The sequence below is a fragment of the Flectobacillus major DSM 103 genome, assembly GCF_000427405.1.
Classification (GTDB): domain Bacteria; phylum Bacteroidota; class Bacteroidia; order Cytophagales; family Spirosomataceae; genus Flectobacillus; species Flectobacillus major.
In genome coordinates, this window is record NZ_KE386491.1 from 4,869,844 (window position 1) to 4,884,010 (window position 14,167).

Annotated in this window: 13 protein-coding genes; 9 read left to right on the top strand and 4 right to left on the bottom strand. The window is 38.4% G+C overall.

Going from position 1 to position 14,167, the window contains the following annotated elements; genetic code table 11:
• Window positions 1–100 precede the first annotated feature (100 nt).
• Window positions 101–1,276: a trans-sulfuration enzyme family protein gene (locus FLEMA_RS74520; RefSeq protein ID WP_044173740.1), complete on the top strand. Its 1,176-nt coding sequence runs from the start codon at window positions 101–103 to the stop codon at window positions 1,274–1,276.
• 39 nt (window positions 1,277–1,315) lie between these two features.
• On the top strand, window positions 1,316–1,981 hold the full coding sequence (locus FLEMA_RS74525; RefSeq protein ID WP_044173742.1) for an HAD family hydrolase: 666 nt from the start codon (window positions 1,316–1,318) through the stop codon (window positions 1,979–1,981).
• A 137-nt stretch (window positions 1,982–2,118) separates the two neighbouring features.
• On the opposite strand, the gene FLEMA_RS0156915 is transcribed toward FLEMA_RS74525, so the two are convergent.
• Complete coding sequence (locus FLEMA_RS0156915) at window positions 2,119–3,534, bottom strand: APC family permease (protein WP_026997325.1); 1,416 nt, start codon at window positions 3,532–3,534, stop codon at window positions 2,119–2,121.
• Between the two features lie 393 nt (window positions 3,535–3,927).
• Here FLEMA_RS0156915 and FLEMA_RS74530 point away from each other — a divergent pair, with 393 nt between their 5' ends.
• The 7 genes from FLEMA_RS74530 to FLEMA_RS74550 all read left to right on the top strand — a co-directional run bounded on the left by FLEMA_RS74530 (window position 3,928) and on the right by FLEMA_RS74550 (window position 11,140).
• The gene (locus FLEMA_RS74530; RefSeq protein WP_044173745.1) at window positions 3,928–6,144 is read left to right on the top strand and encodes a DUF5916 domain-containing protein; all 2,217 of its coding nucleotides are present in this window, start codon (window positions 3,928–3,930) and stop codon (window positions 6,142–6,144) included.
• Window positions 6,145–6,165: 21 nt separating this feature from the next.
• Window positions 6,166–6,456, top strand: coding sequence for an Rdx family protein (locus tag FLEMA_RS0156975; RefSeq protein ID WP_044173746.1), 291 nt, complete (start codon window positions 6,166–6,168; stop codon window positions 6,454–6,456).
• 19 nt (window positions 6,457–6,475) lie between these two features.
• On the top strand, window positions 6,476–7,315 hold the full coding sequence (locus tag FLEMA_RS74535; protein ID WP_044173748.1) for an SdiA-regulated domain-containing protein: 840 nt from the start codon (window positions 6,476–6,478) through the stop codon (window positions 7,313–7,315).
• A 120-nt stretch (window positions 7,316–7,435) separates the two neighbouring features.
• Entirely contained in the window at window positions 7,436–7,951 is a 516-nt protein-coding gene (locus FLEMA_RS0157000) for a DUF2911 domain-containing protein (RefSeq protein ID WP_026997333.1), read from the top strand.
• Between the two features lie 462 nt (window positions 7,952–8,413).
• The gene (locus FLEMA_RS74540) at window positions 8,414–9,655 is read left to right on the top strand and encodes a TlpA family protein disulfide reductase (protein ID WP_044173750.1); all 1,242 of its coding nucleotides are present in this window, start codon (window positions 8,414–8,416) and stop codon (window positions 9,653–9,655) included.
• A 216-nt stretch (window positions 9,656–9,871) separates the two neighbouring features.
• Window positions 9,872–10,240 carry a response regulator gene (locus FLEMA_RS74545; protein ID WP_044173751.1) on the top strand — a complete coding sequence of 123 codons (369 nt, stop codon included), beginning with the start codon at window positions 9,872–9,874 and terminating at the stop codon, window positions 10,238–10,240.
• Window positions 10,241–10,378: 138 nt separating this feature from the next.
• Window positions 10,379–11,140, top strand: coding sequence for an MBL fold metallo-hydrolase (locus FLEMA_RS74550; RefSeq protein WP_044173752.1), 762 nt, complete (start codon window positions 10,379–10,381; stop codon window positions 11,138–11,140).
• A gap of 127 nt (window positions 11,141–11,267) precedes the next feature.
• On the opposite strand, the gene FLEMA_RS0157095 is transcribed toward FLEMA_RS74550, so the two are convergent.
• The 3 genes from FLEMA_RS0157095 to FLEMA_RS77005 all read right to left on the bottom strand — a co-directional run bounded on the left by FLEMA_RS0157095 (window position 11,268) and on the right by FLEMA_RS77005 (window position 14,107).
• Window positions 11,268–12,593, bottom strand: a complete 1,326-nt coding sequence (locus FLEMA_RS0157095) for an ABC transporter permease (RefSeq protein ID WP_026997989.1) — start codon at window positions 12,591–12,593, stop codon at window positions 11,268–11,270.
• A 50-nt stretch (window positions 12,594–12,643) separates the two neighbouring features.
• Entirely contained in the window at window positions 12,644–13,567 is a 924-nt protein-coding gene (locus FLEMA_RS0157100) for an ABC transporter ATP-binding protein (RefSeq protein ID WP_026997990.1), read from the bottom strand.
• A 129-nt stretch (window positions 13,568–13,696) separates the two neighbouring features.
• Entirely contained in the window at window positions 13,697–14,107 is a 411-nt protein-coding gene (locus tag FLEMA_RS77005) for a hypothetical protein (RefSeq protein WP_044173754.1), read from the bottom strand.
• Window positions 14,108–14,167 lie beyond the last annotated feature (60 nt).

The following is a 14,167-nucleotide window of genomic DNA, read 5'->3' on the forward strand; positions in this document are numbered from 1 at the left end:
CATCAGTGAATAATTTATGTGCCAAGAATAAACCTTTTTTCATTTTTTTGACTAATACTAATAGAGGCTTGTCTCGCAAGGGCTAAGTCTAGCCGTAAATATGGAAGATTTATCGTATATCATTAACCAACTAGGCGAGGAGCGAGAGCTATACTATAATGCAATAGCACCGCCTATTATTCAAACATCCAATTTTGCCTTCAAAGACTTTGCGAGTATGCGGTCAACATTTGAAGATGAATATGCTGGAGATTATATTTATACAAAAGCTAAAAACCCAACAGTCGATATTCTCCGCAAAAAGCTAGCAGCATTGCAAGGTGCGGAGGATGCCCTGATTACTAATTCAGGAAGTTCGGCTATTTTTTGTTCTATTTTGGCCAACGTGAAGGCTGGTGACCATATTATTTCGGTACGAAAACCCTATTCTTGGGCTGTAAATATGTTGGAGGTAGTATTGCCCAAATTCAATGTGACGCATACTTATGTCGATGGCCGAGATATTAACAATTTTATAACAGCGTGCCAGCCCAATACCACCTTAATTTATCTGGAATCGCCCAATTCGTTTAGTTTTGAATTACAGGATTTAGCAGCAGTTGGTAGCTTTGCTCAGTCGAAAGGTATTACAACTATTATCGACAATAGTTATTGTACACCTTTATTCCAAAATCCACATGCTTTGGGCATAGATTTGTGCTTGCATTCGGCAACAAAATATATTTCGGGGCATTCCGACACTGTGGCAGGTGTGATTACAGGCTCGAAAGCACGCTTAAAAAAGATTTTTGACTCTGAATTATCAAACTCAGGTACAAGTATTTCGCCTTTCAACGCTTGGCTGTTGCTTCGAGGCTTACGAACATTAGAAATTCGATTGCAAAGAATTTCGGAAAGTACTCCTCGGGTAGTACAATTTCTGAAAAATCACCCTTTGGTAGAAAAAGTAATTTTTCCATTCGACAAAGATTTCCCCCAATACGAATTAGCTCGTCAACAAATGACAGGGGCTTGTGGTTTGTTCACAATTGTATTGCCTCCTGTGTCGTACCAACAAATAGAAGCATTTGCTTTGTCGTTGCAGAATTTTTTATTGGCTGTAAGCTGGGGTGGCCACGAGTCGCTGGTGATGCCCAAAGCAGCAGGGATAAAGCCCGAAAATTATGAAATAGATAATCCAGAACATCGTATGGTACGCTTGTATATTGGTCTGGAACAAGTAGAAATATTAATCAAGGATTTGGACAACGCCTTGTCGGTGTTGCAACGTAACTAAACGCCAAAGCCTTTTAGTGTGTACAACAAATTTAGTAGAATGACAGAGAAACAAATTGCCTTTATTTTTGACATGGATGGGGTTTTGGTAGACAACCTCGAATACCATGTAATTGCTTGGTTAGAGTTTTGTGCCAAGAAAAATATTCCGCTAACACGGGAAGAGTTTTTTCAGAATTTGAATGGAAAAAATGCTCAAGATACCATGAATTACTTTTTCAAAAGAGAGGTTGAACCAGAATTGGCTCATACCCTCAACGAAGAGAAAGAAGTAATTTATAAAGAAATTTATCGCCCTCACGTAAAACCTGCCGAAGGATTAGTCACCCTGTTGGAATCGCTCAAAGCCAAAGGTGTAAAATTGGCTGTAGGTACGTCGGCACCGCAAGGGAATATTGATTTTACCTTAGATAATGCAGGGATTCGTCATTATTTCGATGAAATTGTAGACTCATCGATGGTAACAAATGGAAAACCAGCTCCTGATATTTATTTGAAAGCGGCCGAAAAACTGGGTGTTGCTATTGACAATTGTATTGTTGCTGAAGATGCCATGCAGGGTATTCAGGCTGGCCTAAGTGCTGGTATGAAGGTAATTGGTATTACAACATCGCATACAGCCGAAGAGCTGGCTCATACACATTTGCAAGCTCCAAACTTTACGGGTATAACTTACGATACTTTGGTTGAGCTTTTGGCAAGGTAAAGGCAAATCTAAAAGAAAAAAGCCTTGCAATGGTTAACCGTTGCAAGGCTTTTTTGTTGGTAGGAAGTTATTGGATTTCCAAGAACTGTCCGACAATACACTGCTTATTTTGAAAATCATCAAATACTACACTATTACTAACTCTTGTTTTTATTCCAGTACCAATAAAAAGGTAACCCTGTTGCCATAAGGCCTAAACCTATCAGAGCCTCGTGTGGTCGTTCTACCAATGTATTGAATAACAAGGCTATACAAAACAAAATAAAGATGGCAGGAACAAACGGATACGCAATAACCTTGTACGGGCGTGGTGTATCAGGCATTTTTTTACGTAAAATAAATACCCCCAAAGTGGTAGCTCCATAGAAAATAAATGCTGCAAAAATCAACATATCGGTAAGCTGATCGAATGTACCCGACAATACCAATAACGATGACCAAACCGCCTGAATGTATAATGCCCTAGATGGAGTATTGTACACAGGATGAATATAATCTACTTTTTTGAAGAACATATTGTCTTTGGCCATGGCATAAAACAAACGAGATGCCAACAAAATAGTACTACTGGTACAGTTGAAAGTAGTCACTAAAATGAGGCACGAAATAAGAGTACCCCCCCAAGGTCCCAGAAAATGCTTCACTACAGCAACAGCTCCAATGCCATTTTTGGCTTCATAAATATTAATAAACTCGTCGATAGGCAAAATGTACAGATAAACAAAGTTCATCATCAGATACAAAGCCATAATAATGAGTGTGCCAATTGTCAGTGCAAGTGGCAAATTGCGTTGAGGATTCTTGATTTCGCCACCAATATACCCCACGCTATTCCAGCCTTCATAGCCCCAAAAAGCACTCAAACAAGCCAATGCCAATGCTTTGAAAAGCGTTGAGCCTGACATTGATTCTGGATTGTAACGTACACTATTTTGTTGAAGATGCTCCAAACTACCCGAGCTAGAAAGCAATCCCAATGTAATGATTAACAACATGGCCATTACCATCAACGAAACCAAAGTGGTACTTAGTTTTTCGCCCAATTTCATACCCTTATTATTAAAATAGGTCAGGAATACAATCAGGGCAATAGCGATGAGCTTTATGCCAAGGTTATCAAAAAAATGTAAGCCAAAAATACTGATGTCCGAAAGTTCTTGAGAAGAGTTGGGAATAGGAATTAAGCTATTGATAGACTGTGCAAATACATAAGCAATCGAGGCAATAGATGCCGTACGAATTACCGCAAAGTTGGTCCAGCCAAAAAGGAATGCAAAAAAACGGTTATAGATTTTGCGGTAATACACAAAATCACCTCCAGAGTCGGCCAGCATACTGGCTACTTCGGCGTTGCTGAGTGTACCCGCCAAGCTGATTAAGCCAGCGGCTAGCCATGCAAAGAGTACCAAACTAGGCGATTGTAGCTCGTACGACATAGGGGCGATTTTTTTGAAAACGCCTGTGCCTATCACAGAACTAATCACTAAAACGACGGCCGAAGTTAAGCCAATGGAGCGTACAAGTTTACCTTGATTTTCAGGAGGGTTTTGCATAAAATGGGTCTAAATGTTTAGCTTTTAGCATAGTCCTTGCAAAGGCTTGCTAAAATAGAAAAGGTTATGACTGTAATAATCAACTACAATGCAAGGTAAGTAAGCCTACCAGTCAGCTATATACAATAGGAAATAATTATCGGGGTTTTTGTTACTACACACTTATTAACTTACTGAATTAACTCTTTAAATTAAGCATAAACGATTGGACTTACAAATGCCTTATAGCCAAGGTAAGCAATAATGGCTAATAGAATGGCCAAATCGGGGCAATAGGGCATAAAAATGGCTGTAGGGGGCTGTCACGGTACAGACCCCTACAGGTAGTTTGATAAGCATTAGGAATTGTTATAATTTTACTAAATTTTATCATATAAACCCCACTACAGAACAGTGAAGAAAACTTTACTTATACTTTCTTTTTTGATTTTTCATTCAACCTTATTCTTTGCTCAAAAAATCAATGAATCGGTTCAATATCATATCAAACCCACCACTTCTAAAATCGTAATTGATGGAAATCTTGATGATGCCGCCTGGAGTACTACTGAAGTAGGCAATGACTTTTGGATGATTACCCCCAACGATACATCCAAAACAAATGCTCAAACCGAGTTTAGAATGACTTACGATGACCAATTTTTGTATGTGGCCGCTATTTGTCATGAAAAAATAAAAAACAAAACCTTTGTAGTAGAATCGTTAAAACGAGACTTTTCGTTTGGCAATAACGATAACCTTTGGCTTATATTAGAACCATTCAACGACCTTACCAATGGCTTTGTATTTGGGGCCAATGCCGCAGGGGCTCAGTTTGATGGGATTATTTCGGAAGGAACAAACCTCAATGCCAACTGGGATAATAAATGGTATTCTGAAACCAAATATTTGGGTGATAAGTGGATTTTGGAAATGGCTATTCCTTTCAAAACCCTACGCTACAAAGCTGGCGAAACTCGTTGGGGACTTAATTTTAGCCGATTAGATTTAAAATCAAATGAAAAATCAAGTTGGGCTCGTATTCCTCGACAGTTTTTTAGTATTACTTTGGCTTATACAGGTGTTTTGGTATGGGATACGCCACCTCCAACGCCCAAAAATAATATTTCGATAATTCCATACGCTTTGGGTGGTATCAACAAAAACTATAGCCAAAATACCGATGCTTCGTGGAGAAAAGATATTGGGGTAGATGCCAAAGTGGCGGTATCTTCGGCTCTTAATTTGGACTTAACCGTCAATCCCGACTTTTCGCAGGTAGATGTAGACCAGCAAGTAACCAATCTCGACAGATTTGAATTGTTTTTCCCTGAAAGAAGGCAGTTTTTTCTCGAAAATTCTGACCTATTCAACAACTTTGGTTTCAAAAATATTCGTCCTTTCTTTTCTCGACGCATTGGCTTGGGTGTTCCTATTCGTTTTGGGGCTCGTTTGAGCGGTAAAATCAATAACAACCTCCGAATTGGTTTGATGAATATGCAAACAGGAGCAATTGATGACGAAAATCGCCCTGCACAGAATTTTTCAACCTTGGTACTACAACAAAAAGTGTTTTCTCGTTCTAATATTGGGATTATGTTTCTCAACAAAGAGTCTATTAATTTTGACGAAAAAGCAGGAGGCATTTTTACCAAATACAACCGTAATATTGGTTTGGAATATAACCTAGCATCGCCTAGCAACCTGTGGACAGGCAAAGCCCTATTCCTGAAATCCTTTAGCCCACTCAAAACCAATACTAGCGACGAATACGTACAGGCTCTGAATGTGGCTCATAATGGCAAAAACTGGGTATTGCAGTGGCAACACGAATATGTAGGAAAAAGCTATAATCCAGAGGTTGGGTATGTGCCGCGTGTAGGATATTTTAAAATAGACCCTGTGGCTACGTATTTGTTTTATCCTAAAAACTCGACTAGTCCAATATTTGCCCATGGCCCTACCGCCGAATCGGTGAACTACTGGAATATGAATAGCAAATTAACCGATAATACCAATATTTTGGCTTATGCCTTTCAGATGAAAAACAGAAGCTCATTGTCGGTATGGACAGCCACCGATTTTGTGAAGCTTCAGTTTAAGTTCAACCCAATGAACCCTTATTCAAAAGCTCATTATGTAAGCGACCAAAGCGAGCATTCTTGGCGTTCGGCTGGCCTCGACTACCTTTCTACTCCCAAAAAGCTCTTGACCTATTCGGTATCTACACGTGTAGGAGGCTATTATGGCGATGGCAAACGTATGGCTATTACAGGTTTGATAGGTTATCGTTTTCAGCCGTATGTAAGCCTTTCGGTTGGGGCCGACTATAACAATATTAAAGATGTAACCGTTATTGATGCCACTACCGAAGAAACCACCCGACAATCAACAGAGTTTTGGTTGGTTCGTTCTAAAGTAGATATTACATTTACCAATAATTTGTTCTGGACTACGTATTTTCAGTACAACGAACAGCAAAAAAATGTAAACCTCAATACCCGTTTGCAGTGGCGTTATAAACCCGCTTCCGACTTGTTTTTGGTATATACCGACAACTACGTACCTAATAGTTTTGGTATAAAAGACCGTGCTTTGGTACTAAAACTTACTTATTGGTGGAATGTCTAAAAAACAAAAAAGTATGAACCAATGCAAAATATCACAAAACCTTATGTTACTATAGAATACTGTCCCAAATGCCAATGGCTAATGCGTTCGGCTTGGCTAGCACAGGAGTTGCTAACTACCTTTGTCGATGATTTGGAGGAGGTTCGCTTGAAACCTTCTTTGGTATCTGGGCGTTTTCAGATTGGTGTCAACGATACTGTAGTATTTGACCGTAAGCGAGAGGGGCATTTTCCCGAAGCCAAAGAAATAAAACAAATTATCAGAGACATCGTTTGTCCAGAAAGGAGTCTGGGGCATTCAGACAAAAAATAGCACTAAATCCATTGTTAAGATGAAAGCAAACAACCTATTATTATTAAGCCTATCCTTGTTTTTTGGCTGTGGCAACAAAAGTTCTAAAGCAGACACCGAAGCCAACGTTTCGGAAGTCGCTGTGATTTCCTACAACCTGAATAAGCCTAGCCAAAAGTATATTTTGCCTAAATCACTAGATGAAATATCAGGGCTTTCGTTTTATAAAGACCACCAATTGGCCTGTGTCAACGACGAAGAAGGACGTGTTTTTGTGTATGATTACCAAAAAGAAGCAGTAGTCGACAAAATAAAATTTGGTAAAGCAGGTGATTACGAAGGGGTAGAAGTAGTTGATAATGAGGTATTTGTTTTGAAAAGTAACGGTATGGTACATGGCTTTAAAATAGGAGAAGCTTTTGAGCGAGATATTGACTGTACGCATCCAGATGTAAAAGAATATGAAGGCCTAAGCTATGACCCCAAGAAAAAATACTTGCTTTTAGCAGCTAAAGAAAGAGTGAAGTCGAAAGATGATATAAAAATGATTTATGCTTACAGCCTGACAAGCAAAACCTTTTTTAAGTACATCGGTATTCCCGAAGCAAAAGTAAAAGGCGATAATGGCAACAAAGATTTTAAGCCATCGGGTATTGCTATTCATCCCCTCAATCGTGATATCTATATCTTGGCATCGCAAGGAAAAAAACTCTTGATTTTGGCCGACGATGGGCATAAAAAAGCATTAATCAGCCTCGACCCGTCGTTGTATCGCCAGCCCGAAGGGATTTGTTTTAGTCCCCAAGGCGAACTTTTTATTGCATCGGAAGGAGCAGGGCAGGCGGGATATATCTTGCGTTTTGCGACGAAAGGCGACTAGAACCTGCCGTTGGTGGAAAATTCTGAAAAACTGTGCGAAATTTGTAGAACTTTCGCACAGTTTTTCGTTTGTATTAATGAAGCGAAAAATGTTTCCTTTCAATCAAACCAATTTTACAAGATGAAAAAGTTACTCTTATTATCACTTTTTGCCTTAGTGGCTTTTATGGGCAATGCTCAACACAAAGACGACAAATCGAAAAGACCATCACCTCCGGCAGTTGCTTCGGCTACTGTAAATGGAGCAAGTATCAAAATTGATTATAGCCAACCAGCTGTAAAAGGCCGTAATGTTTGGGCTGGCGACCTTGCCCCTTATGGCAAAGTATGGCGTACCGGTGCAAACGAAGCTACTGTTTTTGAAGTATCCAAAGACGTAACAGTAGAAGGAAAAGCCTTGAAAGCTGGAAAATATGCCTTGTTTTCGATTCCTAATGAAAAAGAATGGGTGATTATTTTTAATAAAAAATCGAATCAGTGGGGTGCATACGACTACAAAGAAGCAGACGATGCTCTAAGAGTAATTGTTCCAGCAAAGGCTCATGATTTTACAGAAAGATTTACTATTTCGGCAGCTAATTCAGGCAAAGTTACTTTGGCCTGGGACAAAGTTGCGGTAGATTTTACCGTAAAATAAAGCTAGTAACCATATAAAGTGACTCTTATACCTTTTTAGGGATACCCGCTCGGCGGTGCTAGTAATATAAACATGAGTTATCCCGAATTTTAGGTAATATTAAAAGAGAATATCTATTAGTATTTGTTGAGATTCATAAGGCCGTCAAGAGAACATTGAAGAGGCTTTTCAATTGCTCAAATGATAAAAAAATAGGAGCTAGGCGTTCGAAAAACTATTTTCGAACGCCTTTTGCATGTTAAATCTCAGCATTGCATCTCTATGGGTGAAAATCATATTCAAAAATAATCACCCTTTTACTCTATTATCATTCACTAAATTAGGAGTGACTTATGTTTGTGTAGATTTTAGCCAAGAAAATTACTGAAATAGACGAATATTTTTTAAAAGTCTTTACTTTCAGTTAAATTTGAGAAACTAGCCCAAAGTCATCTTAATAAGGCTAGCCTTGTTATTACAACAATGAAATATATATTTCTATTAATTTCTCTTTTATTCTCAACCACTATCAACGCTCAAACATTCTCTGCTCAAGTAGACCCACCTACTATTGGCAAGGTTTGTCCAGACTTTAGTGTGTCTATCATTACGCCTTCAGGAAACGAAAAAAATATTCAGCTTTCAGCTTTACGAGGCAAAGTTGTTATTCTTGAATTTTGGGCTACCTATTGTGCCCCATGTATTCCTTCATTGAGTCATTTTGAACGTATCAAAAAGCAGTATGGCGATGCCGTAGAAATTATTGCTATTTCCGACGAGAATCGCGATAAAGTGGATACCTTTCTGAGTAAACGGAATTATCCTCATATTTTATTTGGTATGGACTGGGGGCATCGCCTAAATGAATTATTTTTTCACCATTTTATACCTCATACCGTTGTTATCGATAAAAAAGGTGTTGTGAAAGCCTTTACTTCTCCTGAAGAAATTGATGCCGATATTGTAGGAAAGCTGGTGCGAAATCAACGAGTAGATATAGTAATGAAACAGGAGTTTCAACAACAAGCTACGGCCACCAGTACCGTGTCGTCGGGTAGTGTTGTCAAGGCTAACCCAGTACAGGTTAGTAACCCCAACGAGCTACGGATTCAGCTAGGACAGTACGAAGAAGGACGCAGTACAGAATTTATAAAAGAGTCGGAAAACGAGTATAAATTTATTAATTGTACGCTTTTATTGATATATCAAATCTTGTATGAACAGAAGGCTAGTAGGCTCAAAGTAGAGCTAGATAACATGGCTAAATATACTTCAGAGCCAGCCAATCAATATTGTTTGAGTGTACATGTACCAGAATTTTTGGGCAAAACGGTCAAGGATATTGCTATTGTACAATTAGAGCAGCTATTTCCGCTACGAGCCAAAATAGAACCCCGTAGCCAAACAGTGTTGGCACTGGAACGCTCAGACGCTGCAGTAACCGTATCCAGTACCGATAGTACAGGGATTATTCAGAAAGGGTTGACAATAAAAGATTTAGTGAATTTTTTGGAAAGTAACCCACATTTGGTAAACAACTTGTCGGTGGTGAATAATACAGGTTTGGCCGATAGCACATTAATAGATTTAGATTGGTTTCAGAATTATTCAGACAGTGTGTCAAACAAGCTCAAGACGCTTGGTTTGAAAGCAGTAGAAAAGACCATGAACCTAGATTGTCTGATATTTTATGAAGATAAACGTAATCTTAAGGATACGCCATAACGCTAATTTGAGATAGAATCTGTAAATTGGCAATCTGTTAGCGATACAAAAGAAACGCTTTGTTACGAATTTATTGTTGTATTTTTCTTAGAGAGTTGTTCAATAATAAGTATTTTTACATAAGAATTTCCTTGTCAAATAGGAAAATTACCATCAAAAATCCGAAATCATTTTTTATCTTTACCCCGAAAATAATCAATTATTTACCTAAAAAATATGAAGAAAGTCCTCATCGCTGAAGATAGCTCAGTCATTCAAAACCTTGCTAAAAAGATTTTGGAATTCCAAAACTTTGAAATCCATTCTGTGAAAAATGGCCAACAGGTATTAGATGCAATGGAAAAAGAAGATTTCGATATTTTGTTGCTAGATATAAATATGCCTGTAATGGACGGTATGGAGTGTGCTAGAGCGGTGCGTTCGTTGAAAGACGAAGCCAAAGCGAAAATTCCAATGATTGCTATTACTGGAAATGCACGTAACTATACAATGGACGACTTCAAGGCTGCAGGTTTTGATGATATGTTGGCTAAACCATTGAACTTTGATTCACTGGTGGCTCAAGTAAAAGCTCTTACAGAGTAATATTTCCCTTTACCCCTTTGTCCTCAAATCAAGGTAAAGCCCACCAAAGGATTAGCATGCCAAGTTAATCCTTTGGATTTTCTTGTTTAGTGATGTTAGGTTGGCAACAACAACCTAATTCCCCAACTCCTTTTCTACATGAAAATTACCTTTCTTGGCACTGGTACTTCGCAGGGTGTTCCTGTAATTGCCTGCAATTGTGAAGTGTGTCGCTCATTAGATTATCGTGATAAACGTTTGCGTGTTTCGATTCACATTGAAGTGGATGGAAAAAGCTTGGTGATTGATGCTGGCCCAGATTTTCGTCAACAGATGTTGCGTGAACGTATCCATCAGCTTGATGCTGTCGTTTTTACACATGAACACAAAGACCACACCGCAGGGTTGGACGATGTAAGGGCGTACAATTTTTTCCAAAGAAAGGATATGCCTGTTTATGGCCGTGAGCAGGTTTTGGAACAAATCAAACAAGAGTTTGCTTATGCCTTTGCCGAAATAAGATACCCCGGCATTCCACAAATTAATCTTAATACTATTACCAATAAACCCTTTGAAATAGAAGGAGTTAAGCTGACACCTATCGAAGTGTTGCATTTTAAGCTTCCTGTATTTGGCTACCGAATTGGCGATTTTACGTATATTACTGATGTAAACCATATTTCGGACGAAGAGCTACAGAAAGTGCGTGGCTCGAAGGTATTGGTACTTGGAGCTTTGCGAAAAGAAAAGCACTTGTCGCATTTTTCGCTTTCCGAGGCATTAGAAGTGATAGCAAAAGTAGCACCCCAAAAGGCTTATATTACGCATATTAGCCACCAAATGGGCCTGCATAGTGAGGTAGAAGAAGAGCTACCAGCCAATGTTCGTTTGGCGTATGATGGTCTTAAAATTGAGTTATAAAAGGAGACGCTAAGGTAGGTTTGCTCAGAGAAAGGCTTTTGAAAAGAAAAAGGAATTGAAAGTAAAACCTTCAATTCCCCTTCGTAGCTGAATGATTACTGTAGCGTAGTTTATAATTGATGCTTGCTTATCCTTTATAGAATATCCATTTTGACATTTCTTTCCAGCTTGGTTTTTTGCCATACATCAAAATACCCACACGGTAAATTTTGCCAGCCAACCACGTTGTTCCTACAAAGCCCAAAACCAATAATGCCAGTGATAGGGCTATTTCCCAGTTAGATACCCCAAATGGTAAACGAACCATCATGTCGATAGGAGCAGTAAATGGAATAATAGAGGCCCAAAATGCCAGTGAACTATCAGGTTTTTGGATAATAAACTGAGCCAAGATAAACGATAAGATAATCGGAATTGTGACGGGAAACATAAATTGCTGTGCTTCTGTTGGGCTTTCGACAGCCGAGCCAATAGCAGCAAACATCGAGCTATAAAGCAGGTATCCGCCAATATAATACAACAAAAAGCAAAGAATCATTTTGCCTAAAGATACGTTCTCGATAGTTTGTGTAATGCCACTCAATGGGCTTTCTTCTTTGACACTTGTTTCAAATTTCTTGATTTCCTCTTTGCTCAATCCTGCTTTTACTTTGGCCTGTACTTTTTCTTCGATTTTGCTACTCATAATAGATGTAGCAATACTAGACGCTCCAAAGGTTAAAACTCCCCAAAGCAAAAATTGAGTAAGCCCCACCATACCAACACCAATAATTTTGCCGAGCATCAACTGAAATGGACGTACCGACGAAACCATCACCTCTATAATACGGTTGCTTTTTTCTTCAATAACACCATTCATTACTTGCGAGCCATACAAAAAAGCCGAAATATAAAGTAACATTCCGAAAAATCCACCTAGAATCATGGCTCCGCCAGAATTGCTACTTTTTTCACCGCCGTCTTCGCTGAGGGTAAATGTTTGAGCATCTATATTAATTTTGTTGTCTTCCAATACCTTGAGGTTGATACCTGCCTGAGTGAGTTTTATGTTGCGGAGCTCACTCTGAATTTTGCTTTGAATACCATGTTGTGTGCCAATACCAACGGTTTTTTTACCAATAATTTGTACACCTTTTGGATTAGAAATAATATCTTTTTCGATATGTACCAATACATCATCTTTGCTTTTGATGAGGTCTTTTTTAGCTTCTTCAAAAGTTTTATTTTTGAAAATATAGGTAAAATCGCCTTCAGACTTGATTTTGTCTTTGAATAGGCCACTTTCGTCAATAATAACGACATTTTTGCTGTCGTCTGAGTTGAGGAATAAATACACAGGAATGGTGTATACCGCCGCTATAAGAAAAGGTACAAGGATAGAGGCTATCCAGAAAGACTTCTTTTTTACCCTTGTTGTGTATTCACGTTGTATAATTAATAAAATCTTATCCATGTCAATATGATTTAGCTTGTTTTGGTAAAAGTTGAAAAGGTTATTATTGTTTAAAGAATGGCATTGGCATCTTTGCCCACAACCTTAATAAATATTTCATTGAATGAAGGAATATTTTCGTTGAAACCTTTCAGTTCTACTTGCTGAATCACCTCGCTAATAAGTTGGTTTATACCTACACCGTTTTCTAAGCGAATATGGGCCCTTTGTAAACCATCGCCTAAGTGGGTTTGGCTCAAAATCTGGAAAGAAGCAGGAAGGCTAGTGAGGTTACCTGTAAAGTCGAGGGTATAGGAGTTGTCTCTAAAACGATTTTTAACTTCTTTCTTTTCGCCATGCAATACTACTTTCGACTTATTGATTAAGGCAATATTGTCGCAAAGTTCTTCTACCGACTCCATACGGTGTGTAGAAAATATAATAGTTGAGCCTTTTTGTTTTAAGGCCAAAATTTCGTCTTTGAGCAAATTGGCATTAATAGGGTCAAAGCCCGAAAAGGGTTCGTCCAAGATAATCAATTTGGGGTCGTGAACAATAGTAGCGATAAACTGGGTTTTTTGCTGCATCCCTTTCGACAAGTCCTCAACGTTTTTGCCCCACCATTCTTTAATATCGAATTTGACAAACCATTGTTTTAGCTTTTCGGTAGCTTCGCTTTTCGACATTCCTTTGAGTTGGGCAAGATATAACAATTGCTCGCCAACTTTCATCTTTTTATAAAGGCCACGTTCTTCGGGCAAATAGCCAATATCTTCAACATGTTTGGGTTGTAGAGGTTGGCCATCTAGCAAAATTTGACCTTCGTCGGGTCCTGTAATTTGGTTGATAATACGGATTAAAGATGTTTTGCCCGCACCGTTGGGGCCAAGCAGGCCAAAGATAGAGCCATGTGGCACTTGAATACTAACGCCACTAAGTGCAGTGTGGTCGGCATAACGCTTTACAACGTTTTGTGCCTCTAAGATATAAGACATAGGATACTGGTTTAGTTTTGGGTATGAGTCGCTTGGTAGCACTGATAATTACACTACAAAAGAAAAAGAGTTTGCCAAAAAGTGTTATTTTTTTTGACAAACTCTTTTATTATAATGATAGAAGGCTAATTATGCGATTTCTTCAGGAGTGGTTTCTGCATCTTCGGGAGTACTTTCTGGAGCGGAATCTTTTTTGCTAGCAGCTTTTTTAGATTTCTTAGTAGATGGTTCTTCTGTCGTAGATTCAGCGTTGGTAACAAGGGCAATTTTGGCATTAAGTGCTGTTTTTTCAGCTTCTTTAGCTTTGGCTTTTGCTACTTTTTTCGATTGTTCTTTTACCTTTTCAGCAGCTTTTTTTTCAGCTTTTTCTTTGGCTTCTTCTTCTTCTTTTTGAAGCTTAGTGAATTTTTTTACTACATCTTCAGTGGCTTTGTCAACAGCTTTTACTAATTTTTTAGCACTTTTTTCATTCAAACCTTTCAGTTTAGACAAAACGCTCGCTGATATTTCATCGAAAAGTTTCTTTTTATCAGATTTCATAACGTATTAATATTAAAATATTGTTAAATAATTATTAAGAAATCGAAAGTATAAAAATGC